Source organism: Hydrogenovibrio crunogenus (genome assembly GCF_004786015.1).
Lineage (GTDB): Bacteria > Pseudomonadota > Gammaproteobacteria > Thiomicrospirales > Thiomicrospiraceae > Hydrogenovibrio > Hydrogenovibrio crunogenus.
In genome coordinates, this window is the sequence record NZ_CP032096.1 from 876,700 (window position 1) to 902,260 (window position 25,561).

At 42.4% G+C, this 25,561-nt stretch carries 24 protein-coding genes; 12 read left to right on the forward strand and 12 right to left on the reverse strand.

Translation table 11 applies throughout. The features are described 5' to 3' along the window. Positions 1 to 28 precede the first annotated feature (28 nt). The 3 genes from GHNINEIG_RS04140 (at position 29) to GHNINEIG_RS04150 (ending at position 5,838) form a co-directional block, all read left to right on the forward strand. Positions 29 to 1,798: a sugar phosphorylase gene (locus tag GHNINEIG_RS04140; RefSeq protein ID WP_135795473.1), complete on the forward strand. Its 1,770-nt coding sequence runs from the start codon at positions 29 to 31 to the stop codon at positions 1,796 to 1,798. Between the two features lie 76 nt (positions 1,799 to 1,874). Further along, a complete protein-coding gene (locus GHNINEIG_RS04145; RefSeq protein WP_135795474.1) occupies positions 1,875 to 3,044 on the forward strand; it encodes a glycerate kinase in 1,170 nt (389 codons plus the stop codon). Positions 3,045 to 3,228: 184 nt separating this feature from the next. Further along, complete coding sequence (locus tag GHNINEIG_RS04150; protein ID WP_223260933.1) at positions 3,229 to 5,838, forward strand: bifunctional diguanylate cyclase/phosphodiesterase; 2,610 nt, start codon at positions 3,229 to 3,231, stop codon at positions 5,836 to 5,838. Between the two features lie 109 nt (positions 5,839 to 5,947). On the opposite strand, the gene GHNINEIG_RS04155 is transcribed toward GHNINEIG_RS04150, so the two are convergent. Further along, complete coding sequence (locus tag GHNINEIG_RS04155; protein WP_135795475.1) at positions 5,948 to 8,077, reverse strand: methyl-accepting chemotaxis protein; 2,130 nt, start codon at positions 8,075 to 8,077, stop codon at positions 5,948 to 5,950. A 285-nt stretch (positions 8,078 to 8,362) separates the two neighbouring features. Here GHNINEIG_RS04155 and GHNINEIG_RS04160 point away from each other — a divergent pair, with 285 nt between their 5' ends. After that, complete coding sequence (locus tag GHNINEIG_RS04160; protein WP_135795476.1) at positions 8,363 to 8,614, forward strand: DUF6868 family protein; 252 nt, start codon at positions 8,363 to 8,365, stop codon at positions 8,612 to 8,614. A 47-nt stretch (positions 8,615 to 8,661) separates the two neighbouring features. Here GHNINEIG_RS04160 and GHNINEIG_RS04165 read toward each other — a convergent pair whose 3' ends face one another. The 6 genes from GHNINEIG_RS04165 to GHNINEIG_RS04190 all read right to left on the reverse strand — a co-directional run bounded on the left by GHNINEIG_RS04165 (position 8,662) and on the right by GHNINEIG_RS04190 (position 14,439). Further along, positions 8,662 to 9,990, reverse strand: a complete 1,329-nt coding sequence (locus GHNINEIG_RS04165) for a DEAD/DEAH box helicase (RefSeq protein WP_135795477.1) — start codon at positions 9,988 to 9,990, stop codon at positions 8,662 to 8,664. Positions 9,991 to 10,206: 216 nt separating this feature from the next. After that, positions 10,207 to 10,797, reverse strand: a complete 591-nt coding sequence (locus GHNINEIG_RS04170) for a YceI family protein (protein ID WP_135795478.1) — start codon at positions 10,795 to 10,797, stop codon at positions 10,207 to 10,209. A gap of 47 nt (positions 10,798 to 10,844) precedes the next feature. Beyond that, a complete protein-coding gene (locus GHNINEIG_RS04175; RefSeq protein ID WP_135795479.1) occupies positions 10,845 to 11,396 on the reverse strand; it encodes a cytochrome b in 552 nt (183 codons plus the stop codon). Between the two features lie 185 nt (positions 11,397 to 11,581). Further along, complete coding sequence (locus GHNINEIG_RS04180) at positions 11,582 to 12,445, reverse strand: TIGR01777 family oxidoreductase (protein WP_135795480.1); 864 nt, start codon at positions 12,443 to 12,445, stop codon at positions 11,582 to 11,584. Positions 12,446 to 12,475: 30 nt separating this feature from the next. Next, entirely contained in the window at positions 12,476 to 13,735 is a 1,260-nt protein-coding gene (msrA, locus tag GHNINEIG_RS04185; RefSeq protein WP_223260934.1) for a peptide-methionine (S)-S-oxide reductase MsrA, read from the reverse strand. Between the two features lie 179 nt (positions 13,736 to 13,914). After that, entirely contained in the window at positions 13,915 to 14,439 is a 525-nt protein-coding gene (locus tag GHNINEIG_RS04190; RefSeq protein WP_135795482.1) for a peroxiredoxin, read from the reverse strand. Between the two features lie 176 nt (positions 14,440 to 14,615). Here GHNINEIG_RS04190 and GHNINEIG_RS04195 point away from each other — a divergent pair, with 176 nt between their 5' ends. After that, a complete protein-coding gene (locus tag GHNINEIG_RS04195; RefSeq protein WP_135795483.1) occupies positions 14,616 to 16,124 on the forward strand; it encodes a sensor domain-containing diguanylate cyclase in 1,509 nt (502 codons plus the stop codon). Between the two features lie 11 nt (positions 16,125 to 16,135). Here GHNINEIG_RS04195 and GHNINEIG_RS04200 read toward each other — a convergent pair whose 3' ends face one another. After that, on the reverse strand, positions 16,136 to 16,573 hold the full coding sequence (locus GHNINEIG_RS04200; protein ID WP_135795484.1) for an Rrf2 family transcriptional regulator: 438 nt from the start codon (positions 16,571 to 16,573) through the stop codon (positions 16,136 to 16,138). An 87-nt stretch (positions 16,574 to 16,660) separates the two neighbouring features. Between GHNINEIG_RS04200 and GHNINEIG_RS04205 the strand changes: the two genes are divergently transcribed. Then, the gene (locus GHNINEIG_RS04205; protein WP_135795485.1) at positions 16,661 to 17,206 is read left to right on the forward strand and encodes a hypothetical protein; all 546 of its coding nucleotides are present in this window, start codon (positions 16,661 to 16,663) and stop codon (positions 17,204 to 17,206) included. Between the two features lie 46 nt (positions 17,207 to 17,252). Here GHNINEIG_RS04205 and hmpA read toward each other — a convergent pair whose 3' ends face one another. Then, on the reverse strand, positions 17,253 to 18,440 hold the full coding sequence (gene hmpA, locus GHNINEIG_RS04210) for an NO-inducible flavohemoprotein (protein WP_135795486.1): 1,188 nt from the start codon (positions 18,438 to 18,440) through the stop codon (positions 17,253 to 17,255). 134 nt (positions 18,441 to 18,574) lie between these two features. On the opposite strand from hmpA, the gene GHNINEIG_RS04215 reads away from it, so the two are divergent. From GHNINEIG_RS04215 to GHNINEIG_RS04230, 4 genes are all read left to right on the forward strand, one after another. Next, positions 18,575 to 19,012, forward strand: coding sequence for an RrF2 family transcriptional regulator (locus GHNINEIG_RS04215; protein WP_135795487.1), 438 nt, complete (start codon positions 18,575 to 18,577; stop codon positions 19,010 to 19,012). Between the two features lie 113 nt (positions 19,013 to 19,125). Next, positions 19,126 to 19,473, forward strand: coding sequence for a YggL 50S ribosome-binding family protein (locus GHNINEIG_RS04220; RefSeq protein ID WP_135795488.1), 348 nt, complete (start codon positions 19,126 to 19,128; stop codon positions 19,471 to 19,473). 23 nt (positions 19,474 to 19,496) lie between these two features. Beyond that, the gene (gene efpL, locus GHNINEIG_RS04225) at positions 19,497 to 20,075 is read left to right on the forward strand and encodes an elongation factor P-like protein EfpL (RefSeq protein WP_135795489.1); all 579 of its coding nucleotides are present in this window, start codon (positions 19,497 to 19,499) and stop codon (positions 20,073 to 20,075) included. Positions 20,076 to 20,099: 24 nt separating this feature from the next. Further along, on the forward strand, positions 20,100 to 20,342 hold the full coding sequence (locus GHNINEIG_RS04230; RefSeq protein ID WP_135795490.1) for a GDCCVxC domain-containing (seleno)protein: 243 nt from the start codon (positions 20,100 to 20,102) through the stop codon (positions 20,340 to 20,342). Here the strand turns inward: GHNINEIG_RS04230 and GHNINEIG_RS04235 are convergent. Then, complete coding sequence (locus tag GHNINEIG_RS04235; RefSeq protein ID WP_135795491.1) at positions 20,329 to 21,030, reverse strand: hypothetical protein; 702 nt, start codon at positions 21,028 to 21,030, stop codon at positions 20,329 to 20,331. The two genes, GHNINEIG_RS04230 and GHNINEIG_RS04235, sit on opposite strands and share 14 nt — an antisense overlap. A gap of 14 nt (positions 21,031 to 21,044) precedes the next feature. Beyond that, complete coding sequence (locus GHNINEIG_RS04240; protein ID WP_135795492.1) at positions 21,045 to 21,701, reverse strand: DUF6475 domain-containing protein; 657 nt, start codon at positions 21,699 to 21,701, stop codon at positions 21,045 to 21,047. Positions 21,702 to 21,969: 268 nt separating this feature from the next. Between GHNINEIG_RS04240 and GHNINEIG_RS04245 the strand changes: the two genes are divergently transcribed. Further along, the gene (locus tag GHNINEIG_RS04245; RefSeq protein WP_223260935.1) at positions 21,970 to 23,220 is read left to right on the forward strand and encodes a D-alanyl-D-alanine carboxypeptidase/D-alanyl-D-alanine-endopeptidase; all 1,251 of its coding nucleotides are present in this window, start codon (positions 21,970 to 21,972) and stop codon (positions 23,218 to 23,220) included. Between the two features lie 14 nt (positions 23,221 to 23,234). Here GHNINEIG_RS04245 and queE read toward each other — a convergent pair whose 3' ends face one another. Then, positions 23,235 to 23,891, reverse strand: coding sequence for a 7-carboxy-7-deazaguanine synthase (queE, locus tag GHNINEIG_RS04250; RefSeq protein WP_135795493.1), 657 nt, complete (start codon positions 23,889 to 23,891; stop codon positions 23,235 to 23,237). A gap of 245 nt (positions 23,892 to 24,136) precedes the next feature. Between queE and leuC the strand changes: the two genes are divergently transcribed. Continuing rightward, entirely contained in the window at positions 24,137 to 25,561 is a 1,425-nt protein-coding gene (gene leuC / locus GHNINEIG_RS04255) for a 3-isopropylmalate dehydratase large subunit (RefSeq protein WP_135795494.1), read from the forward strand.

Genomic DNA, 25,561 nt, shown 5'->3' on the forward strand with positions numbered 1-25,561 from the left:
CGGCCTGAACCGTTTTAAAGGGTTGGAGATGAAAGAACAAGCATTAAGCCGAATTAAAGAAAGACTTCATTATTGTTATGGCGAAGAAGATGCCGAAGTCGCGTACCAAGAAATCTGTGATTTGTTGCAATCATTTCCTTCCGAACAACCGCTTCCTGATTCACGTTGGTCACATGAAGATGTCATGCTCATAACTTATGGGGATACCTTTCAAAAAGAAGGTGAAGTGCCACTTGAGACCTTATCCCGTTTTTTGAAAACACATATCAAGGATGCGATTAATAACGTCCATATTTTGCCTTTTTTTCCTTACAGTTCGGACGATGGGTTTTCTGTCATTGATTACACTCTGGTTAACCCCGATTTGGGAGATTGGCCTCAGGTGGAGGCAATCGGAGACTCTTATCAATTGATGTTTGACCTGGTGGTAAACCATATTTCTCGCGAGAGTCTTTGGTTTACTGACTTTAAAGCGAATATTCCACCATTTAACGAGTTTTTCATTGCCATGGAAGGTTCGGAAGATGTGTCTCAAGTTACCCGGCCACGGAACACGCCGTTGTTGGTGCCTGCCTATACGCATCGTGGTCGGAAGATGGTTTGGGCGACATTCAGTGCTGATCAGATTGACTTGAATTTCAAGAACCCGAAAGTCTTGATTAAGATGCTGGAAGTTTTGTTGTTGTATCTGGAAAAAGGGGCAAAAACGATTCGTTTGGATGCGATTGCCTTTTTATGGAAAGAGTTGGGCAGCAAATGTATTCATTTGCCTGAAACCCATCAAATGGTGAAATTATTCCGCGATGTGATGTCTATTGTGAAGCCGGAAAGCATTTTGCTGACAGAAACCAATGTGCCGCATCTGGAAAATTTATCTTATTTCGGTCAACAAGACGAAGCGCATATGGTGTATCAATTTGCGTTGGCACCATTGGTGTTGCATGCGTTGCATCGTGGCGATGGCAGTTATTTGACCGAATGGGCCAGTACGTTAGATGCGCCGCCAAAAGGGTGTACCTTTTTAAACTTTACCGCTTCGCATGATGGGATTGGGGTTCGACCGGTTGAAGGGATTTTGCCAGAGCGGGAAGTGGAAGATTTGATTACCAGTATGCACCGTCTGGGCGGGTTTGTGACAACCAAGTCCAACCCGGATGGCTCTGAGTCGCCTTATGAGATTAATATCGCCTTATTCAGTGCGTTTCGTGAAACCTATCATTCCAATGGCCCAGATCAATGGCAGGTGGATCGTTTTATTTGTTCACAAAATATCATGATGACATTGCAGGGCATTCCGGCTTTTTACATTCACAGTTTGGTGGCCGCTCCAAATGACAGAGAAGGGGTTGAGAAAACCGGAAGAACACGTTCTATTAACCGGCGTCGCTGGGATTATGATTATCTGCAGGCCTTGATTGAAAGTGGTAGAACCTCGAATGCGGAAGTTTTGAAACGGTTGACCAATATTTTGCAACGCCGTAAAAAGCACAAAGCGTTTCATCCGGATGTACCGCAGCATGTGATTGATTTAGGGCAATCTTTTTTCGCCTTGTGGCGGGATGAAGAGGGGTTACGTTTTCCATTATTGGCCATTCATAACTTAACCAGTGAGATTAAGCTCATTGACTTATCCAAAATAGACGGTGTTGAGCGTTTTTCGTATTGGGTGAATTTGCTGGATAATCGAGGTGTTTCCAGTGCGGAAAACAACTTTGTGCTGCAACCGTATCAATCGGTTTGGCTGATGCCGGAAACCGTAGATGACGTGTCAGCTCTTTGGGCACCGTTTACAGACTGATGACAGTGATGATGAGATTTGTTATAAAAAAAATAATGCTAACTTTTTGGGCGAGAACTTACCAAGGAAGTCATTCATGAGTGTGCCCAAAACCATTTTAGTGGCGCCTGATTCTTTTAAAGGGTCGTTATCGGCGGTTAATTTTTGTCGTATTGCCGAAAAGGTAGGGCAGGCGCATGCCAACGAAATTCATGTTCTTTCTCGCCCGATGTCCGATGGGGGCGAAGGGTTTGTCGAAGCCTTGATTTATGCTGGCCTAGCGGAAGTCAAAAAAGTGGTGGTGCAAGATCCTTTAGGGCGAGCGACCACCGCAAAATTTGCCTGGCAACCGGAAACAAAAACCGCCATTGTCGAAATGGCGCAAGCCTCTGGACTTCCGTTGCTTGCACCCTATGAACGCAATCCGCTCAAAGCTTCCACTTATGGCACGGGGCAACTGCTTAATGCCGCGATTGATCTTGGTGCGGAAAAAATTATTCTGGGACTGGGCGGCAGCGCCACCAATGACGGTGGAGTGGGCGCGTTACAATCATTGGGGTTTGCTTTTCTGGATGATCAAGGTGATCCTATTGAATTGGGAGGAGAAGCGTTAACGTCTTTGTCTAAAATTGTGAAAAAATCGCCAGGCATGGCTGAAAATAAACGGAAATCTTTAGATGAAATAGAGTGGGTAATTGCTTGCGACGTTTCTAATCCTTTATTGGGTGAACAAGGCGCGACAGCTGTGTTCGGGCCGCAAAAAGGCGTTGATGAGCAGTCTTTCACAACACTGGAAAATGGGTTGGCTAGGCTGGCTGATATTTTAAAAAAGGATTGGCATCAAGATATCAGAGATTTACCTGGTGCCGGCGCGGCAGGCGGGATGGCGGGTTCTTTTGTGGGCTTGCTGAATGCGCAATTGGTTTCCGGGTTTGATTTATTATCTGAACTATTACAACTTGAAAAACTGTTTCAGACGCACGCGATTGATTTGGTGATTACCGGAGAAGGGAAAATGGATTTACAAACCCAGTTTGGAAAACTGCCTAATCGAATTGCAGAGTTAGCCAACCGTTATCAAGTGCCTGCTGTTGGCGTGTGTGGAAAGTTGGAAGCCAGCGCCGCAGAGTTGGCGGCCTTTAAAGATTTACGCTCTATTCATGAAGATCTAGCCGAGACGACATCGTTAGATGTATTACTGGCACAAACGGATCAAAATCTGGAAAAAACTTTTAATCGCTATCTGACCTCCTGGTTATCCGCTTGATGGCCAGACGTTCAGCTATCGTGTTAAAACACTGATTGCTATCATTTTATTTGATTATCTTTACCTACCTATTTTAGCTAGAATTGACCTGTCTCAATTTTATTTTTGCAAACTTTCGTTAAGCTATTGCACAATATTTTTTTAGAAAATGACTCATTTCTTTTGACGAAGGTATCTTATTCCCGTGGCTTTTAATTTGTTTTCAAAACGCAAAAAAAATCTGAATCAAACCATGCTTACCGGTGCGTTGATTACGGCATTAGCGATTTTTTCTATTACGATGTTTGCCGCATCGCAAATTTTTATTGAAAGCCTATCCAAGCAAAGCGAAAAAAATGCGACAACGCTTAGCCAATTATCTTTCGATAATATGTACCAAATTATGAGTAAGGGGTGGAGCCGAGAACAATTATTGAATTTCCGTCAAGATCTTAAGCGTACCTATAAAGAACAGAATTTAGAGTTTTCAATGTATCGAGCGGATATTGTTAACCAGCAGTTTGGTTTTTTAGCCTCTGATGTTAATGATGACATGCGCCCTCTCTTTAAAGAAGTTCTGTTATCAAAACAGAAAAAAGTGACTGAAGAAAGTAACCATATTCGTATTCTAAAACCCCTTCAAGCACGTGAAACCTGTCTTAAATGTCATACGCTTGCTCAAAAGGGTGATGTTTTGGGGATTATGGGGATTGAACAAAATGTCGGCGATGTGATGCGTTCTGCGCGAGATGAATTTTTATTACTGATGTTGATATTGACCCCGATTCCGATTGTGTTGGCTTTGTGGGTAGGAAAACGCTTTTCCAGAAGTTTGGTGAAGAGCGTAGAAGAGTTGGACAACCAAGTTGTATCGATTCAACAGATAGACGATTTAAAAAAATTCGCCCATGGCCACTCAGTGTTTGATTATGAAGAATTTGATCACTTAAACCGCAGTTTGAATCAACTTGGTGACAAAATAAAACATATCGCCATTGACCGGGATATTCTTGATTTTGAAATTCAGTTGCTGGATAAGTTGGTGCTGTCTTCTGAGCTCATTAAGGATTGGAAGCAGCATATTTGCTTACTGATGAATGAAATCAATCATATCTTACCGCTGTATACCATGTTTGTGGTGTTTAGAACGGATGATGCTGAGCAATATGTGATTGAAGTGTTCTGGCTTGGTCATCCTTCACAGGAAGCGCAAGATGAATTGGAACTGCATGCAAAAGAATTATTAGATAAGGTCTCAATCTTTGAAAAGGGGTCTATTTTCAATGTTCATCATACTTATGCCTCTCATGAGCCATTGGATATTAAAAATACTATTCAGACACAAAGTAAAAGCCTTATTCTTGATACGCCGAAAATCGGTGGTGTAGTCGGGTTGGGTGTGGAAACCTTTCCACCCAAAGAATCTTCCCGCTCGGTGGTGGTGGAAAGTATTCTAACCACTTTGGTGAATGTGATTGGGTCGATTAAGGCGATTAATAAATTTACCAAGGAATTGGAGTATTACGCCACTCGGGACCCTTTAACGCATCTGTTCAACCAGCGTGTATTTCATGAATTATTAGCCTATGAAGTGACTCGTGCGCATGCACATCATTATTCTTTCGGGTTATTGATGCTGGATTTTGATAACTTCAAACTGATTAACGATCAATATGGGCATGCTTTCGGGGATGAAGTTTTACAGGCGTTTGCCAATGCGATACAGCAGGTTTTAAGAGAAGGGGATATCTTTGCCCGTTACGGTGGCGATGAGTTCTGTGTCATTTTGCCGGAAAGTGATCTGGAAGATGTGAAATCCATCTCTTATAAAATTCTGGATGCGACGTCCGACCTTAGAATGGTTGAGCCAAAAGGAAGTGTGGTCACTATGACTTGTTCAGTGGGGGTGAGCGTTTATCCAGACCATGCGAAGGATAAAGAAGACCTCTTTATGGTGGCGGATAATATGCTATATCGCGTGAAAGATAACGGCAAGAATTCGTTATCGTATCCCGAGGAAGAAGATCTGGTTGAAGTTTATAAGGAATCTAACGACCAGAGCTTATTCATTATGCATTCATTGGAAACGGGGGAGCCTATTGAACCGCATTATCAACCGATTGTCTGTATGGAAACCGGCGAAATCATTGTGCATGAGTTGCTGATGCGGTTAAGGCAAAATGGTGAGCTGATCAGCGCGAGTCGATTTATTGAAACAGCCGAACATATGGGATTGGTCAATCAAATGGACTTGGTTTTGATTGATAAGGCGCTGGCACAAGTTCAAGCGTTGAGGTATCGCGGATTGCTGTTTATAAACTTGTCGCCTAAAGCCATTGTCGCCAGTGAGTTTATTGCCAAGATAAAAAGTTTAACGGAAAAATATGAAATTCATCATGAGCGCATTGTTTTTGAAATAACTGAGCGTGAAACGGTGCATAACATGGCGCTGCTTGAAAAATTTGTTCGGGAACTACGTTCCGAAGGGTTCCGTTTTGCGATTGATGATTTTGGTTCCGGTTTTTCATCCTTTCAATATTTGAAACGGTTTCCGGTGGACTTCATTAAAATTGAGGGGGAGTTCATCAATAATATGTCTAAAAATAAAATCGATTTGGCATTTGTGGAAAGTGCTGTGTCAATGGCGAAGTCTTTGGGCATTAAAACCATTGCGGAGTTTATTGAGAATGAAGAGACCTTATTGTTGGTTAAACAGCTTGGCATTGATTATGCACAAGGATTTTTATTGGCAACGCCTCAACCAGAGTTCTTAAATGAATTGAATGCTGAGTTAGTGTCTGTGATTCAAGATTAAGCAGTCAAACTTAGCTAGAGCGTCTTTATTAAAAAAACAGCCAGGCCTGGCTGTTTTTAAAGAGATATTAGAGAAAAGGAACGATAACGTTTAAGTATAAAAAAGCAGATTATTTCGGTTTGTTTAACAACATATTGCCGACTTTTCCTTTGCTTGATTTAAAGAAATCCATCTGTTGTAGCATGTGTTGCGCGGCCTGCTGCATGTTTTGAGCGTTGTGGGCGGTTTGTTCAATTAAATGCGCATTTTGCTGTGTGTCTTTGTCTAAGCTCATAATGGCTTGATTGATATGCTCAATCGATTTTGCCTGCTCTTCGGATGAGCTGAGTATTTCATAAATGATTTTGGATACTTCCTGTATCCCTTCATTGATTTCGCTCAAAGATGACTTGGACTGATTGACATAAGCCGCACCTTCTTCTATTTTTTCAACACTGTCGTTGATCAGATTGCGAATGTCTCTTGCCGCATCAGAAGATTTTTGTGCCAAGTTTCTGACTTCTCCAGCCACAACGGCAAACCCGCGACCATGCTCACCTGCGCGCGCCGCTTCAACCGCCGCATTCAAAGCCAGTAAATTGGTTTGAAAAGCAATGCTGTCAATCAGGCTGGTAATCTCGGAAATCTGATGGCTGGCGTTAGTGATATGTTCCATGGCGACAACCGCATTTTGGGTGATTTCTGAACCTTTTTCCGCTTTTTCTTGTGCGGCCGTCGCCAGGTTGTTGGCATCTCTGGCATAGTCGGTGTTTTGCTTAACGGTCGAGGTGATTTCTTCTGTTGATGCAGACGTTTCTTCCAAGGTGGCTGCTTGGCTTTGCGTTTTCTCAGAGAAATGCTGAGCATCTTCAGATAATTGCTGCGACATGTTAAAGACATTGGTGGCACTGTCATTGACTTGTAAAATCGTTGACCCAATCTGGTCGCAGGTTGCATTCAGGTTGTTTTCAAGAATTTCCAAGTCACCGGTTAAGTTCGCTTGCGTTTTAGTGTGATAGTCGCCTGATGCCTGACGGTTTAAAGCATCAGCGATATGTAGAATGGCATGCTCAACAGAGTCTAATGATTTGTTGATATTGTCTTCGAGTTTTTTGAATTCACCGCTGACATCGATATTGATTCGGCGATCAAATTTTCCGACACTCATTTCTGCCATGATTTTATTAATTTCATCAAATGACACCTTGAGAGTATGAATAACGGTTTCAGTGTGATGAATCACTTCTCCGAAGTGACCTTGTAAGTTACTGTTGGTTTGTTTATTGAACTGTCCTTTCGAAAGGGCTTCAATCGAATTACCTAGAATGACAATGGTTTGATTAATGTTACCGATGGATTGGTTGATACTCTGTTTTAGAAGGTTGAAGATGCCTTGCATCTCGGTTTCGATTTTGACTTCGGTTTTGCCTTGTTCGACCTGACTCATCACGCGTTGTATTTCAGAAATTGTATTGGCAAGAAATGTAATATGATGATTGAAGTCATGGGCGATTTTGCCCAATTCATCGGTTTGATCGATTTCTATTTTTTCCGATAAATCGCCTTCATTACTGACCTTGTTCATTATTTCGGTCATTTTTTGTAACGGGCGATTAATGGAAACAAATACTAAATAGGCAAAGGCGATACTGATCAAGACGATCAGCAACAAAATCACTAAATTTTCGATTAGGCTGCTGATGAATTCGGCATTCACATCATCAATGTAAATCCCAGTTCCAATTACCCACTGCCACTGAGGAATGGCTTTGACAAACGACATTTTCGGGACTGGATTTGGGTTGTCTGGTTTCATCCAAAAGTATTCGACGTAGCCTTGTCCTGATTTTTGAGCTGTTTGAGCCATATCAACAAAAAGTAGGTTGCCTTTTTTGTCTTGATAGTCACTGAGATCTTTGCCATCCAGTTTTGGATTCAATGGATGCATCACCATCTTGGGTTTAAAGTCATTAATCCAGAGGTAATTTCCGTTGTCATATCGAAAGGTGGCCACCAGTTGTTTTGCTTGTGATTGCGCCTCATCTTTCGTTAAGTTGCCAGCCTTTACGGCCTGCTGTAAGTGATCTATTTGCATGAAAACACCATTGATTATGGATTCAATGCGTTCTTTTTTGGCGTCCAGCATAATGTTGCGTTCTTTTAAACTGTCATTAATGGTAATAAAGGACATACCTAAAATGCTGACAGTCACTAATAAGATGAGTTTGATTTTAATGCCAAGATTGAGAAAAAATTTCATGCAGATTTCCAGCGAAAGGGCAGGTAGGCGTGCTTGGCCTAGGTGCAACTTAATAAATTATGTGAGTCTTTTGTAATATCGTGTTTATTGTTTACTCAAACATAAAATAGCAAATAATCTTCCTATAGAGGATTCAAATATTATTTACTTATATAATGGCTGTTTATATAAGTATATAATTATAACCAATTGTTTTATCTATCTTTTTTTGAATAGGTTTGTTTAAATGTGGGAAACGGTTAACTCTTAGATAAAGATTTAAAATGAAAAAAGAGGGGAAACAGGATGACAGTAGAACAACTGCAGGCTTTCTTAGGTTGGAGCGTGGTATTTAATATCTCCCTGTTGCTTGTCTGGTTTGTGTTTTTCACTTTTGCGCATCGCTGGATGTATCGATTGCATGCACTTTGGTTTGAGTTGTCTGTTGAGCGCTTTGATCAGGTTCACTACAGTGGCATGGCTTTTTATAAGCTTATGATCGTGATGTTTAATTTGGTGCCTTATTTAGCCTTATTGATGATCATGCCGCCCAGCTAAAATAACCAGGCCTGGTTATTATTAGCTGGAAGGAATATCTATTTACTTTAATGGCTCGTTTTAGGGGACCCGGAATGTGGGCTGCTTTTAGGTTTGTTAGGGCGGCGGTTTCGATTTGCCGGTCTCTTTTTAGGGGCGGTTGTTCCCGGTTTGTTTTCAGACGTGTCTCTGCCTGAAATACGTGGTGCTTTTGGTTTCTTCGGCTTTTTAGGGCGATGATTCAAGCGCGTTTCAGGCACTTCATTTGTTGGTTCAAACCCCTCGATGATTTTTCGCGGCAACAATTTCTGAATCAGGTTTTCAATCCCCGACAATTCCTTCACCTCATCGGCACTGACCAGTGAAACCGCTTCACCAACCGCACCGGCACGACCTGTTCGCCCGATACGGTGCACATAATCCTCTGCGACATTCGGTAAATCAAAGTTCACCACGTGCGGTAGTTGATCAATATCAATGCCTCGCGCTGCGATATCGGTTGCCACTAATGCTTGTACTGTTCCGTCTTTAAAGCTGGCAAGCGCTTTGGTTCGTGCGCCTTGGCTTTTGTTTCCGTGGATGGCTGCGGCTTTAATTCCTTTACCTTCAAGCTGTTTGGTCAAACGGTTTGCACCATGTTTGGTTCGTGAAAAAACCAAAACTTGTGACCAATTATTCTCTTTAATAAGCTTAGTCAGTAAGGCGGCTTTGCGTCCTTTGTCTACAGGATAAATCCATTGGGTGACGGTGGCAGCGGTGGTATTTCTCGGCGTAACCGAAATTTCCACGGGATTATTAACCAACCCTTTGGCCAGTTGGCGGATTTCATTTGAAAAGGTGGCAGAAAACAATAAGTTTTGACGGTTTTTCGGTAGGACTTTCAAAATCCGTTTGATGTCATGGATGAATCCCATGTCGAGCATTCGATCCGCTTCATCCAGTACCAGAATTTCAAGTTGATCAAATTTAACCGCATTTTGATTAAATAAATCTAATAAACGTCCAGGTGTGGCGACTAAAATATCCACCCCTTTTCGTAGGCGCATCATCTGAGGGTTGATTTTGACACCGCCGAATACAACAGTGGATTTCAAAGAGAGTTGTTTACCATAGATTTCAACACTGTCACTGACCTGAGCAGCCAGCTCACGAGTTGGGGTTAGAATCAATGCTCTTGCTTGGTTAGGGCCGGCCGGTTTGCCTTGGGAGAGGCGTTCTAAAATGGGTAAGGTAAAGCCAGCGGTTTTTCCGGTCCCGGTTTGTGCTGCAGCCATTACATCTTTTCCCTCAAGAACAGCCGGAATGGCTTGTGCCTGAATTGGAGAAGGGGTTTCGTAACCTTGTTGGGTTACAGCATCAAGTATGGGTTTGGATAAACCCAAGGAAGCAAAAGTCATAGATAGGTCTCGTAAAATAAAAGCGATAAAATCGCTGTATTTTCAACACACAACGATTGGTCGTGTAGCTTACAGCATATTGCTGTATATTGCTATTGAAAGCGATAGTTTCGGTAATGAGGCAGAACGAGGCAGGGAGGATAAAAAAAACCACTAAAGTGCACCTCACACTTTAGTGGTTAACTCACTTATGGAGTCAAGTGATGCTGTTCAATGTTATTGGCGAACCCCTTCAAGGTTTAGCTGAAAGTAGACATTGGCAGAAGCCGGTCCAAGGTTGTAAGTAATACCATAATCCGCCAGTTTGATTAGAGTCGTTCCGCTGAAGCCAGCACGGTAACCACCCCATGGATCTTTTCCTTCCCCAACTTTTTGTGCATCGATTTCAATCGTTTTTGTGACGCCATGTAAGGTCAGTTTTCCTTTGACCGCTAAGGTTTTGTCACCTGTTTTTTCAATGCTGCTACTGACAAACGTCGCTTTTGGAAATTTTTTCACATCCAGAAAATCATTGCTTCTTAAGTGTTTATCTCTTTCAGCATGGTTGGTGTTGATGCTGTTGGTATCAATGGTTACATTCACTTCACTGTTGGAGACGTTTTCTTTGTCATAAGTGAAGTCTCCGCCAAACTGGTCAAATCGACCCGTTAACCAACTATAGCCTAAATGCTGAATTTTAAAGTTGATGGACGCATGCATTCCCTTGGTGTCAATTTCATATTTGACTGGAGCCGATAAGGCGAAGCTTGAAAAGACCATCAAACCAGTGGCTAAAAAGAAAGGGGTAAATCGGTTGAGTATTGTCATGTTTGTTCTCCTGTAAAGATTAAAAGTCCGTGTTTCAGTGTTAAAAATTAATCATTGGGTGTTAACATGCGTTTCAGCGTAGCGTCTTTATGAATAAAGTGGTGCTGTAAAGCTGCCAGCGCATGCAGTGTTGCAAATCCAATCAAGGTCCAGGCCAGCCAAAAATGAATGTCACCCGCTAGGTCGGCCTGATTTTCTATTTGAGGCCCAAGTGCCGGCAACGTAAACCAGTCAAAGACCTCAATGCCATGTCCTTCAGCGGTGGAAATAAGGTATCCACTCAATCCCAGTACGAGCACCAAGATATAAAACAAAAGATGTACGATATGCGCAATCTTGTTTAAAACTGGGGTTTGATTCGATACGGCTTTGGGCACAGGCGTCACCTCTCGCCAAATAAAGCGTAGTATCATGATTCCAACCAATAAAACCCCTACGCTTTTGTGAATGGCAGGTGCATCGTGATACCAAGGGCTGTAAAAACTTAAATCGACCATCCAAAGTCCCAACGCAAAAAGCCCAATCAATCCCACGGCAAGAAACCAATGGAATCCGATGCTGATCCAGCCATAATGTGTGTGGGTGTTGGAAAGTTTCATGTTTTGTTATCATCCTGCGCTTGAGGTTTATGAATAGCGTACCGATTTCTTAAGTGATTGAAAATCATTTAAAAATGAAAAGACTGTTCGTTTTTAAAGAACAATTGTTTTTGATTGGTGTTAATGAGCGAAGAAAAGACACCAGGCCTGGCCATTTCTAATGTCTTATAAAACGGTTCGTATGATTAGTCTGAAGCTTTCAATAAGTTGTGTAACGCTTTGTCAGCGGTTGGATAGCGGAATTGAAATCCTTTCATTATCAACTTACTAGGCAAAACCGCGCTGCTGAGAGTCAATACTTGTGCTCCTTTTCCGAACAAAAGCTTGAGCTGCCAGAGCGGTAAGGGAAGAAAAAAAGGGCGGTGTAAGGTTTTGGCAAGTGTCTTTCCAAACGCTTTTTGTGTGAGCGGTTGCGGAGCGGTCAGATTATAGACCCCCTGCATATCTGGGTGTGTCAGTGCAAATAAGAAACCTTGCGCTAGATCTTCAATATGAATCCAAGAAAAACATTGTTCACCCCCTGCAACCGGGCCGCCAATCCCAAATTTGAAAGCAGGAAGCATTTTCGATAACGCGCCGCCTTGAGTTGATAAAACCACGCCAAAGCGGAAGATTAGCACTTCATCACTCAATCTTTGGGATGCGGCTTCCCAAGCGACACTTAATTCTGCAAGAAAATGGTTGCCTGGCTGTGTGGTGAATTCATCGACTGGTTGTGCACAATCGGTTTCAGGGTAAAAACCGATGGCCGAAGCGGCAATGACTTTTTTCGGCGGCTCTGAAAGGGTCTTGATGAGGTTTGCTACTTGATGAGTGGTTTGGACTCGACTGTTCCAAAGAACTTCTTGGTAGTGTTTTGACCAACGTTGTCCGATATTCGCACCGGCTAGATTGATTAACAGGTCAATTCCGTTAAGTACGCCAGCCAGGTCAAAATCGGCATCAAAAGCCTCTCTGCCCAAACAGGTCACGGTGTGGTCTTGTTGTTCAAAGTAGGGTTTTAGGTAGGATCCGATTAACCCTGTACCACCTAGAATCACTATTTTCATACGCGCTCCTTATAAGGTGTTGTACGGTGTTTATTGTTCAGTTTGCTCATCCGGTACAAACTTGAGGACATTACCGTTAATGCAATACCGTTTGTGTGTCGGAGGCGGTCCATCATTAAACACATGCCCGAGGTGAATGCCTGAACTGGCACTGCGAACTTCAATGCGTGTCATGCCGTGACTGGTGTCTTTATGTTCGGTAATCGCTCCTTCAACCGGGTTGAAAAAACTGGGCCAACCGGAACCGCTTTCAAATTTGGTATCACTACGGAACAGCGCGGCACCTGTAATTGGATCGACAAACGTCCCTGGGCGTTTTTCATCAAGATGCGACCCTGTAAAGGCATATTCCGTTCCTTGTTCAAATGCGATTCGGCGTTGATCGGGTGTCAGTAATCTAAACCCTAACCATTTCCAGAAGCGCTCTTTATCACCGTTATAACCGGTGTAACGGGAAACCTCTTTACCTTGTTCAAAAAGAACGATAGTCGGGGTTGCAAAGAGTGCTTTTTCCAAGCTCCAGCCTTCCGGTGCATTCGGATTTAGAGTTGTGACAATCGGCACTTCAGACTGCCAGGTTGAGAGTATTTCTGCTTTGAATTTTTTACAGAAAGCACAGTCTTCAGCTTCAAAGACCACCAGCTGTCTTTCATTATTGAGGTCGGTGCCTTCCAGTCGCTTTGTAACTGGAGATTTTTCAGGCATGGCATTGGCACTATCAGGGGTTGATACTGGGTACTTAACGCCTGTTCCTCCAAGACCACAATAGCCATTCGGATTCTTTTTTAGATAATCCTGATGATATTCTTCTGCCGTTATATAGTTGCGTAATGGCGCGATTTCTGTGGTAATTTTGCCAAAGCCTGCTTTGTTCAAGGCCTTTTGGTAAATCGCTTCGGTTTTTTTGGCTAAAGCGGTTTGCGCGTCAGAGTGGGTGTAAATGGCACTTCGGTAATTGGTGCCGATATCATTGCCTTGTCGGTCTCCTTGCGTGGGGTCGTGACTTTCCCAAAATTTAATTAAAACCGTTTCCAGGTCTGTTTTTTGAGGGTCAAAGGTCACTTTAACCACTTCTGCATGATTGCGTAAGTCGCTTTTACCATAACGAATTTCTTTTTCCAGACCTAGAACATCGTAATACCCAGCATTTTTTTGGTCACCACCAGCGTAACCACTTTCAACCGTGATAACGCCTGGGACTTCTCCCATGCGTTTTTCAGCGCCCCAAAAGCATCCCATGCCCAGTACGATGTAATCGGTTTTGTCAGAGGATGTAGGCGAAGAATTCATAGCAGGCTCCTTTGCACATGCAGTGAGTATTAAGCTGGTTGAAAGAATAAAAATCGTCAGTAATTTGCTCAACATGGTCGTTTCCTTTTTAGGCGTCTTATTATAATAGACCGGTTAAACAGCGGAATCTTTCTAATAGAGGTCGAAACGCTTGGAGTTGTGAGTCCTTAACTGACAAACTAATTGGCTGTTTTTTGTAACATAGTTAAATCTTTTAAAACAATACCGACGTGCTTTTGAGGGTCGACATCACGATAAATTTTGGCAATGCGGCCGGTCGGGTCAATAATAAAACTATGGCGTTTGGCAAATTTAAAAACGATAAAATCATTTAAGGCATCGTACTTTTTGGCCACTTTCCCGTCGGTGTCAGACAGTAGACTAAAGGGTAATTTATATTTTTGAGAAAATGCTTGGTGGCTGTCCAGACTGTCTACACTAACCCCCAGGATAACCGCTTTTTTCTGAATCAACTTGTTGACATTGTCCCGAAAGCTACAAGCTTCAGTAGTACAACCGGGAGTGTCATTTTTGGGATAAAAGTATAACACCACCCATTTTCCTTGTTCATCAGAGAGTTTGATACGCTCATGGTGTTGGTTGTATAACGCAAAATCGGGGGCTGGTGCTCCGATACTTAACGGAGCCGCTTGGGCAGAAAGTGTAACGAGTGTTAAGGCAAATAACCCGAGTGTTCGAAGCATGGTGTCAATCTCCTTTCTGCACGCAGTTGAAAATAATTTGAATGACAAAAAGTCATTTAAGTTATACTTTTTTTATACCTGAGTTATGCGTATGGTTTTTATTCTAACTTAATTTTTTGGGTTGTAGTTTACGATTTAATGGATGATTCTTGCTGAAACCGTCAAAGGAATGATTTGTGTCAGATAAAAAGCCGCTTGTTCAATCGTTCCCGCCCAGGTGGGGATATTTTATTGCTATCGCTGTCGTGGGCGCAGTTGCGTTGTTGTTTCAGTTGGTTTACAGCTTGAAACAAAACCAGGCCTTATTTGATACGCAGGTAAAGTATTTAACAGAAAATGTTCAGGGCGCGTTTTATGATTCGGCGACCAATCTTAAAGATAAGTATAACTTTTTGTTATTACATTACAGTCATTTGGAAGGGATTACGCGGTTAGTCAATCATGCTGACAGAGAGGCACTGTACCAGAAAGTTAAAGTGGATTTTGACGCCATGCAGCAGAAAGACCCTAGCTTATTCGTCATGCATTTTCATGACCCAAATAACATTACGATTTTACGGGTACACAATCCCAAAGTGTATGGAGATGATGTGACAAATACTCGCCCCATGGTGGTTTATGTCAATAATAACCGTCATCAGATCAGTGCATTTGAAGCTGGAAGAACAGGGCTTTCGTATCGAATCAACACGCCCTTTTTTAGCGAGAATGGACAATACTTAGGTGTGCTGGAATTCGGTGTGAAACCGGAATATTTCATTAAACGACTTAAAAACCGGTTTGATGTCCAAGCTCGTTTACTGGTTAAAAAACGTGCTTTTAAGCATTTTAAATACGAAGAAAACTATCCGGTTGTTGGTCACTATTCAATCCTTTATTCCGATCCTATCTTTAATGAAGTTGAAATCCACAAATCTGAAAAGTCTCAATTAATTCATAAAGATAATAAAACGTATTTAGTCGTTTCAGGATTACACCTGGACTCTTATGATGGTCACACTTTAGCTGAATTTCAAGTGCTTGAGGATATCACGCATTTTTATCAAAAACACATGCGAAGTTTTTGGTTGCACTGGGTATTGAATGTTGCCGGTTTGTTGGTCTTTTTAATTCTCGTGTACTTTATTTTGAAGCGTTACAGTGATCGCCTGATGAGATCCATGAATACAATCAGTGTCTTGCAACAAAAAAATGAGGCGATGAAATACAGCAGTGAAATTGACGAGTTGACGCAAGCTTACAACCGACGTTTCTTTAATCAAAAGTTACGTCAGCTTTTGCACTATCAGGATAAACGTCATCCGGTTTCAATATTGTTTTATGATATTGACTTTTTTAAGCAGATTAATGATACCCATGGACATTTAGTCGGCGATGATATTTTAAAATCATTGAGTCAATTTATGCGAAGCCATCTGCGCTCTGAAGATATTCTGGTGCGATGGGGAGGGGAGGAGTTTGCGATCGTTTTAAAAGAAGCGCATTTAAAAGAAGCCGTTGAAAAAGCAGAAGAGCTTCGTCAAGCGGTAGCAGAAAAAACCTGGCCGAATGACGTCAAGATGACCATCAGTATCAGTGTGACGGAATTACATGAAAATGACAATCTCAAGTCGTTACAAGCGCGGTTGGATGACTTGCTTTACCAGGCCAAAGAGTCGGGCCGTAATCGTGTCGAATTTGAATAAATAAAGTCCTGTCAGCTGCTTTGTGAAAGTAAACAATTTTTTAAGCATTGCTGATTCTTAGTGATGTCAGCCAGTGTGTATTGATCTAAAGTTGCTAAAAAAGCTTCCATCGCCTTGAATAAAGCAGGCTTGAGTAAACAGATTTCTTGAATTTGACATAACGGTTTTTCGCAGTTGACAGGATTTAATGTCATTTCAAATTTTCTAACAACTTGACCGACAAGTATTTCTGACGGCGCTTTACATAAAATGATGCCACCGTTTTTGCCTCGAATTGTCCGGATCATGCCTTCTTTCCCTAACTGGTGGACCACTTTGATTAAATGATTTTTAGGGATATCAAATTTTTCTGAAATCGTTTTGATTTGTATTTTAGTATCGGGCTCATCTTGCATTGCCAAGTACATAAGTACTCGTAGTGCGTAGTCGGTATATTTGGTTAATTGCATAAAGGTGTATCTTGTATATATCTTTATGGACATTGAGGTGAAAAATCTTTAAGATGTATTTTGATTGCATCTTAAAGGAGTAGGAGCATGTCCGTTACCCATTTAAATTATAGTCAAAAGAAACTGTCGAAAACCCCGCATCATATTTTTAATTTAAACATGATTCTTGTGCATTTATTTGCCGTAGTGTTTTTATTTGAATTTCATCTTTATTATTGGTTTTGGATTATTCCCATCGTTTCAATCATGATTATGCTATCACAATATGCTTTTTTCAGATCGTTGCTTTCAAGAGAGGAAATCGAACATAAAGCGACTAACCAGTATGTGCTAGCAAACTGGAGACTTGTTAACCGTCATAATCGCATTATTTTAATGGGGTATGCCATTGGCGGAAGTTTGTTATCAATCGGGTATTTTTTGTCAAATAATATGACACCTGATCCCAATATGGGGCAAATTGTTATGACCATTTTTTTGTATTTATCCGGTAATTTAATGCTGTTGATTTTACTGGTGACCTTTGTGTTGAGTAGTGGTGCTGTTTGGCATGCGAGTAAAGGTGAGATGACACGAGCACTTGAGAAACAGATACAACTTCTTCCAGCTGGAAATGGTCGTTTGTCTAAATAAGAACTTGCCCCCTGTCTTTTAACAAAGAGAAAGAGGGCAATAAAGGTTAACTTAATGTGGTTGTCGGACCAAATATTTCGTAATGTCTTTGTTGTTCGCTTATTCCAATTTCTGAGCACATCTTGTTTACTGCACTCATAAAAGGTTTCGAGCCGCAAAAATATACATCCGGTTGAGTATTATCCGGTAGCCACTTTTGTAAAACCTCTTTCGTTAAATAACCTTGATGATCCGCACCAGATTCAACTTCATAGGCAACATAATAATGAAATCCATATCGTTGCTGTAAGTTTGTTATTGCCTTTTTCATAAGGTGATGTTCACTGTCACGACAGCATTGAATAAAGGTGATTTTGTTCGCGTCCATGGTTTTTAACTGCTGTAAAAGCATACTTAATAATGGCGTTAATCCAACGCCACCGGCAATAAAGGTGATATGAGAGGAATCAGGAGATTGAATGGTAAAGTCTCCTGTTGGTGGTTGTAACCAAACTGTATCGCTTACTTTTGCTTTGTGGAGATGGTTTGAGACAGTGCCAGGAAACTCGGAACCATGACCTTCTTGTTTAACCGTGATTCTATAAAAATCTTCTCCTGGCGCATTAGACAAGGAATATTGTCGAATTTCTTCATAGTCGCTTTTTTCTGGCTTAACCCGAACCCCAACATACTGACCCGCTTCAAAGCTGGCATGTCGTCCGTCTTCTGCCTTTAAGTAGAAGGATTTAATGCCTTTTGATTCTGTCGTGATTTGATCAATCTTAAATGGTTTGAATCCTCTCCACCCTTGTATTTTTTGTTCATTTTCAAGGTAGATATCTTCTTCTGTCGCAATGAAAATATCTGCCAGTGCATTGTAAGCGATGCGCCAGGCATCAAGGATGGGGTGCGATTTCGGGAGTTCAAGGTGTTCTTCTATTGCTTCAAGAAGATATTTTCCAACAATAGGGTAATGTTCAGGTTGAATCGATAAACTGGCATGCTTGTTGGCAATGCGTTTTACCATGGGGGTGAGTTCCTGTAATTCATCAATTTTACTGGCATACATGAAAACCGATTCTGCTAACGCGCGAGATTGTTCGCCTTGTGCTTGGTTCGCCATATTAAAAATATTTTGTAATTCCGGGTGATTGAGAAAAAGTTTTTGATAGAAAAGATCGGTAATTTTAAGACCTTGTTCAGCTAAAACTGGAGCGGTTTCTTTGATCGTTTGTATCACACTGTTTGATAACATTTGTATTAAATTCCTTTTTGACTGAAGAGATTGTTCTTAAAGATTCATATTAAATGCATCTTTAAAGATGCATGATATTTGAATGTTTTAGTGAATGTCAAATATAATGAAGTCTAATTTAGGAGTAGGTGGCAATGCAGTTAACCAAACAAACCGATTTTGCTTTTCGAGTGCTGATCTATTTGGCTTCAAAAAAAACAGGCGAGTTGTCGAATATTCAGATGATTTCTGAGCGATATGAGATTTCTAAAAGCCATTTGATGAAAGTGGTTCAAAAACTGGTCAGCCACGGCTTGGTGACCTCTATCAGAGGGCAGTATGGCGGTATTTTGTTGGAAAAAGAACTGGATGAGATTACCTTACGACAGGTAATTGAGTTGATGGAAGCGACGTTAACCCCGGTGAACTGCGATGAACCCGTATGTAAACTTAAAGAGGTTTGCCGGTTAAAGACCTATCTAATCCAAGCCCAAAATCAATATCTCACTTATCTGGAGCAGTTCACGCTGGCCGATATTGTCAATGATACAATTCGTCAGGAAATCTTTCCCGATATGATTCGCCTTAACTGAATTTCGCATTTCGAAAAATAGCCAGGCCTGGTCATTTTTGAGTTTAAAGCCATTCTTTGCCGGGTAAGTCTGTTATATTGCTTTTTATTTTTTCAAATTAAGGAAGTTGCCTGATGAGTATTGAGCAAACGACACAACGCAATAGACGATTGCGTAAAAAATTATTTGTGGGTGAGTTCACCGTTTACGTGTTCGAAGTCACGCTTGAGCTTAAAGAAATGTCGTTGGAGTCGTTTGAACAGTTTGTGGATGAGTTCATAGATGTGATTGAAGACAATCAATTGATTCTTGGTGGAAGCGGAGATGGCACACGTCAGTTCCGTGGCATAGTCGCTTCTGAAAAACGTTACGCCTCCGCCACGGAAGAAGATCGCAAAACGGTGGAAGCCTGGTTAAAGAAACAATCTCAGTGTGACGTGGCCACGGTGGGCGAGCTGGTTGATATGAACGATGTGTTTTAACCAAAAGATTTGAGAGTTGTAATATGCCAAAAGCGAATGAGTTGAAAAAAGGGATGGTGGTTGAGATTAACGATGCACCTTATGTAGTGAAAACAGTCGATTGTAAAAGTCCTTCCTCTCGCGGAGCGGCGACTTTATATAAGGTGCGTTTTAATAATGTCAAAACCGGTCAAAAATTGGATGAATCTTTAAAAGGGGATGACTTTCTAAAAGAGTTGGATTGCCAGAGAATGCCGGTTCAGTTCAGTTACATGGATGGTGACAATTATGTGTTTATGAATCTAACCGATTATTCACAATACACGTTGTCTCCAGAGGATTTGGAAGGTCAGATAGGCTATATTTCTGAATCTTTGGAAGGCATGGACGCCATTGTTTTAGATGAACAGGTGATTTCGATTGAATTGCCGATTGCGATAGCGTTGGAAATTACCGAAACGGCGCCAGGCATGAAGAGTGCCTCGGCAACCAGTCGAACCAAGCCAGCGATTTTAAGCACCGGCTTGGAAATTCAGGTGCCGGAGTATATCGAACAAGGCGAAGTGGTTAAGGTTAACTCTGAAACCGGTAAGTTCATGTCGCGTGCGTGCGTGCGTGAGTGATCTTAAAAAGAGAAGGAGAAGGGTATGAAAGAGGTTCAGCTTAAATCAACCATCACGTGTCCGGCGTGTGGCGAGCTATCCGAAGAGGTGATGCCGACCAATGCTTGTCAATGGTATTACGAGTGTCGCCACTGTCATGCGATATTAACGCCTGAGAAGGGCGATTGTTGTGTGTTCTGTTCGTATGGAACCGTTTCTTGTCCGCCTATTCAGAATGACGATCACTGTTGTTCCAATAAACATGCTGAAAAGATTATTCGTGAGTGATTTTAACCGACTTGTAGAGTTGCGGGTCTTGGGCCTTCTTTTTTAACCAGCTGTTGGCGGCGCTTTGCACTGAGCGTTCTATGGCCGCACGCTTGCCAGTCCCGTTGTTTTTCGCCTCTGTCTGCACCTTTTCTTTGTTATTGCTGACCCAAAAACGCCAATAAGCCACGAGATCACTGTTCCAGAAACGATCCGGGTTGGAGGCCACATAATGCAGAAACTTATCAAAGCTGACGTTCGCTACTTCGGCCGTTAAGCCTTCTTCCTGTGCGTATAAAAGCAACGCTTCGGTGTCTTCTTTAATCAATTGAGACAGTTTTTTATTGAGAATGGAATCGGTGCCTTGGAATCGTTTCAAATGTTTTTTGAGGTTGTCATCCAATAATGGCTCGCTGCCACGTAAATTACTGTCCGCCTCCAGTGTCAGCCCTGTTTGCGCTTGGTAAGCGGTTGGGTTGATGGTGAAAATACAAAAGTCTTCCAGGTTGCGCCTGACTTCAATGATTTTACGTTCTTCCAAACGAAGCAATACCTTATAGAGCAATTCGTCTTTCCAGAAAGAAAAAATCTGTTCCAACTCATCGGTTTTAATGGGCGTTCGGGCATAGTTAAATTGCAGCCACCCCAAAAAAATCGCTTCATGTATCGATAGTTTTTCAGCAACTTGCGTTTCAAAACGGATATTCATAGAGCGCCTTAAAATTATTTTGCAGCGTTGGTGGAGTTTTGTAAGTTTTTGACCAGCTTTTCAGTCGCTTGACTGATGGTAATCAGATTGTCTGGACTTTGCAGGCGTTTCATGACTTCTTTGGCTTGCTCCGGGTTTCCAATCAATACGGGTGGGGCTTTTTTAGCGCCTTTGATTTTGGCATTTTGTGCATTAATAATGCCCGTCAACTCTATCGGTGGTTGTTGTTGAGCAGGCGTACCATACAAAGCTCGGTAAGCATTTTTAAATTCGTTTGCTTTGAACACCAAAGATTTTTCATCCGGAATGTCGCATAAGGCCATCCATCCACCCATTTTATGAATGATTTGGTGGATCAATGGGTCATGAAACACCACATCCTGATAAGCCCCGACTTTTCGAATGGCGGTTTCAACTTCATTCCAGGCTCGAAGGGCATTGTCCTGTGTGCCCCCTTTGCAGTTTTTGATGATATCGGAAACTTTTGGCCACCACTTTCCGTCTTCTGGGTGTTGCATGTGCGCATTAAATGCCGCTTGCACCTCATCAATGGAATAATCTTTTAGACCATTCCAGTACATTTCAAATGTAAGGTCCGTTAAGTCCTTTTCATAATACGCAAATACCCAGCTGAGGATTTGCGAGAACTTTTCCATGTCTTGAACTTGCATAGCGTGTCCCATTAATGACGTTGTTGAGCAAAGCGCGCGGCTTAAGTCATTGCCGATAAATTAAGTAAAATGAATTGTATTGTTATTTCGATATCTTATCATTTTTGAACCGTATCTGTGATTGCAATTCATCGGGAAAATTCATCTGAAATTTGACCAGGCCTGATTAAAATAGGGGGCTCAAAGTTCGTCGAAGAAAAGCGTATATCAAACACCTGCAAAAGGCGTTAAAATGAAAGACAAAGTATTTAGTTAAAGGTTTGATGTGTTGCTGAGAAGATTGCTGTATCAAGGGAGTGTTGGCACGGTGCTTTTGCTGGGAAGTTTGCTTCTGCACGCTGCTCCGGCTTCCGTTTCTTTAAAAGAAGCCTTGAGTCAACTCCATGAAACCGGGGTGTTGGTGCTGAATGCTCGGCAGGAAGCTGCTATTGAAAAAGAATCTTCCAAGCTCAGGGTTCCCGCTTCCACCACGAAATTGGTGACCGCTTATTTAGCGTTGAAACATTGGGGAACGGATTATCGGTTTAAAACGGACTTTTATATCACCCGAACAGCTCAAAACACCGCCTCACTTTGGATAAAAGGGTATGGCGATCCTTTTCTGGTGTCTGAAGAAATTCAAAAGCTCGCTGAAGCTTTAGCGCATCGATTGAAAGCCTCTGGCATCAATACAATTGATGAAGTTATTTTGGATACGGGGTATTTTGAAACCAATGTGGTGCTTCCTGGTCGATCGGATACAGACAATCCTTATGATGCGATCCCCGGCGCTTTGGCTGCCAATTTTAATACGCTTTATTTAAAAAAAGCGCATGGAGCAATCGTGTCTGCCGAATCCCAAACGCCACTGACACCGTTGGCAATTAAGCTTGGACAGCACGCTAACTTACGACATGGTCGCTTCAATTTAGGTGGGAGTGTCAAAACCGGAGAGCGGTATTTTGCTGAACTATTAAGCGCTTTCTTGCAGCAGTCAGGGATACAAGTGAAAAATGAGGTTCAATGGCGCAACTTAAAAGAGTTGCTGGCTTTGAAGCAATCTCAGCCATTTTATCGGCATTTGAACAGCTTGACGTTGGCTGAAATCATTCAGCCGATGATGCGTTATTCGACCAATTTTATTGCCAATCAATTGGCATTGAAATTGAGTGCAGAGAAGTTGGGCGCGCCTGCTTCAGCGGAAAAAGTCAAACAGATGATGAAATCGGATTTAACCAATTATTTGGGGTGGCAGGATTTCTATCTGGAAGACGGGGCAGGATTATCTCATCAGAATCGTCTCAGTCCGCAACAATTGGTGATTTTATTGGAGGCATTCCGGCCATGGAAGTCGTTGTTACCGGAAATCGAAGATCGCATTTTTGCCAAATCCGGTACGTTGATTGGTGTCAGTACTTTGGCAGGGTATATTTATCAGGAGCAACATTGGCTTCCGTTTGCACTGATGATTAACCAGTCTGTGCCGTTTCACTACAAAAACCAGTTGGCGATAAAGCTCAAACAGCAGTTGGAAGATTGATCTGGCAAAAAAGTTTAGTCGACGCCTAATATTTTGTGTGTTTGCAGACTGAGTTTCCATTGTGGATGTTTCAGGCAATACGCTAAAGTTGCTTTTAGATTCTTGGCTTGAGTGTCGGGGTCGGCGTCATCCATTGCTTGTAAATAAAAATGTTTGAAATCCAAGTTTTCGACCTGCTCAGGAGGAAGTGCTGCTTGTGGATAAACCAGTTTTAGTTCATCTCCCGAGTCTAGAATCAAGGGGGCGTTCGCTTTCGGGCTGACGCAAATCCAATCGATGTTATCAGGCGCTTTTTGGGTGCCATTGGTTTCAATCGCAATTTCAAATCCATACTGGTGAAAAACATCCACTAACGTCTGGTCGACCTGTAATAAAGGTTCCCCTCCTGTCAGGACCGCAAATGGATGCGGGCAGGCCTGGTCATTTTTATCGGTTGGCCAGAGTGCTAATAAATGCTTGGCTAAACTGTCAGCATCTTTAAAACTGCCACCATTTTGACCATCCGTGCCCAAAAAATCGGTATCACAGAACTGACACACGGCATCGCTTCGGTCGGCTTCGCGCCCTGTCCACAGATTGCAATTTGTAAACCGGCAGAAAATAGCGGGACGTCCTGAATGAAATCCTTCCCCTTGTAAAGAATAAAATGCTTCTTTAATGCGATAACCCATGCTGTTCCTTAGTGTGGTTTTTTGGTTAGTGGAACGCGCTAATTTTTCCAATGAAACGGTTTTGAAATGCTATAATGTTTAGCTATTTTTTAGACCTTGTGTTCCTGTGAATTCATTGAATTCTAGAGCGAATACTGTTCGATGCTTGAAAGATTGAATGCATCAAAGCGGCGGTTTCCGCCTTTTGAGTGCTTAGATGAGATTCAAGCTGTTCAAGTAACAATGTTAGGAGTGGAATTATACCAATGTCTGCTAAGACCTTATACGATAAATTGTGGGATAGTCATGTCGTCCGTGAAGAAGAAGACGGAACGGCTTTGATTTATATTGATCGACAGTTGTTGCACGAAGTGACGTCACCTCAAGCATTTGAAGGGCTGCGTCTTGCAAATCGTAAGCCTTGGCGCATTGATGCAAACCTGGCCACGCCGGATCATAACGTGCCAACAACCGCCTTTAATTCGGTTGAAGACATTGTTGATCCGATTTCACGTATTCAGGTGCAGACATTGGATGCAAACACCAAACAATTCGGTATTACCGAGTTTGGTATTGGAGATGTTCGTCAAGGAATCGTGCATGTTGTTGGCCCGGAAGAAGGGGTGACTTTGCCTGGGATGACATTGGTGTGTGGAGATTCTCATACCGCCACGCATGGTGCGTTAGGCGCGTTGGCTCATGGTGTCGGAACTTCTGAAGTCGAACACGTTTTAGCAACACAATGTCTGATTCAAAAGAAAATGAAAAACATGTTGGTCAAAGTGGATGGCAAGCTTCAACCTGGGGTGAGTCCGAAAGATGTTGTGTTGGCGATTATCGGGCAGATCGGAACCGCAGGTGGAAACGGCCATGCGATTGAATTTGGCGGGCAGGTTTTTCGTGATATGTCAATCGAAGGGCGTATGACTGTGTGTAATATGGCGATTGAAGCGGGTGCGCGCGTCGGTTTGGTGGCCGTTGACGAGAAAACGGTAGAGTATGTCAAGGATCGCCCTTTTGCGCCTAAAGCGGAAGATTGGGATGCCGCGGTTGCGGCATGGCAGGACTTGAAGTCTGATGACAACGCTCAATTCGATAAAGTGGTTGAGATAGATGGTTCAGCCATCGAGCCGCAAGTGTCTTGGGGAACCTCTCCAGAAATGGTGTCGGATGTGAATGGCAAGGTGCCAAACCCGGCACATGAGTCGGATGAAGTGAAAGCGGGTGGTATCCGTCGAGCACTTGAGTATATGGGGCTTGAAGCGGATATGGCTATTACTGATATTCCGGTTGATTACGTCTTTATTGGATCTTGTACCAATTCACGAATTGAAGATTTTAGAGAAGCAGCTGCGGTATTGAAAGGGCAGAAAGTAGCCAGTTCGGTAGAACAAGCGTTGGTTGTGCCGGGATCAGGCTTGGTCAAAAGACAAGCGGAAGAAGAAGGGTTGGATAAAATCTTCATTGAAGCCGGTTTTGAATGGCGTAATCCGGGGTGCTCCATGTGTCTTGCAATGAATGCCGATCGACTTCCAAGCGGAAAGCATTGCGCATCGACTTCGAACCGAAATTTTGAAGGGCGTCAAGGCGCGGGGGGGCGTACACATTTGGTCAGCCCGCAAATGGCGGCCGCAGCAGCGGTTGCAGGGCACTTTGTTGATGTGCGCGACATGATGAAAGAGGCAAGCTAA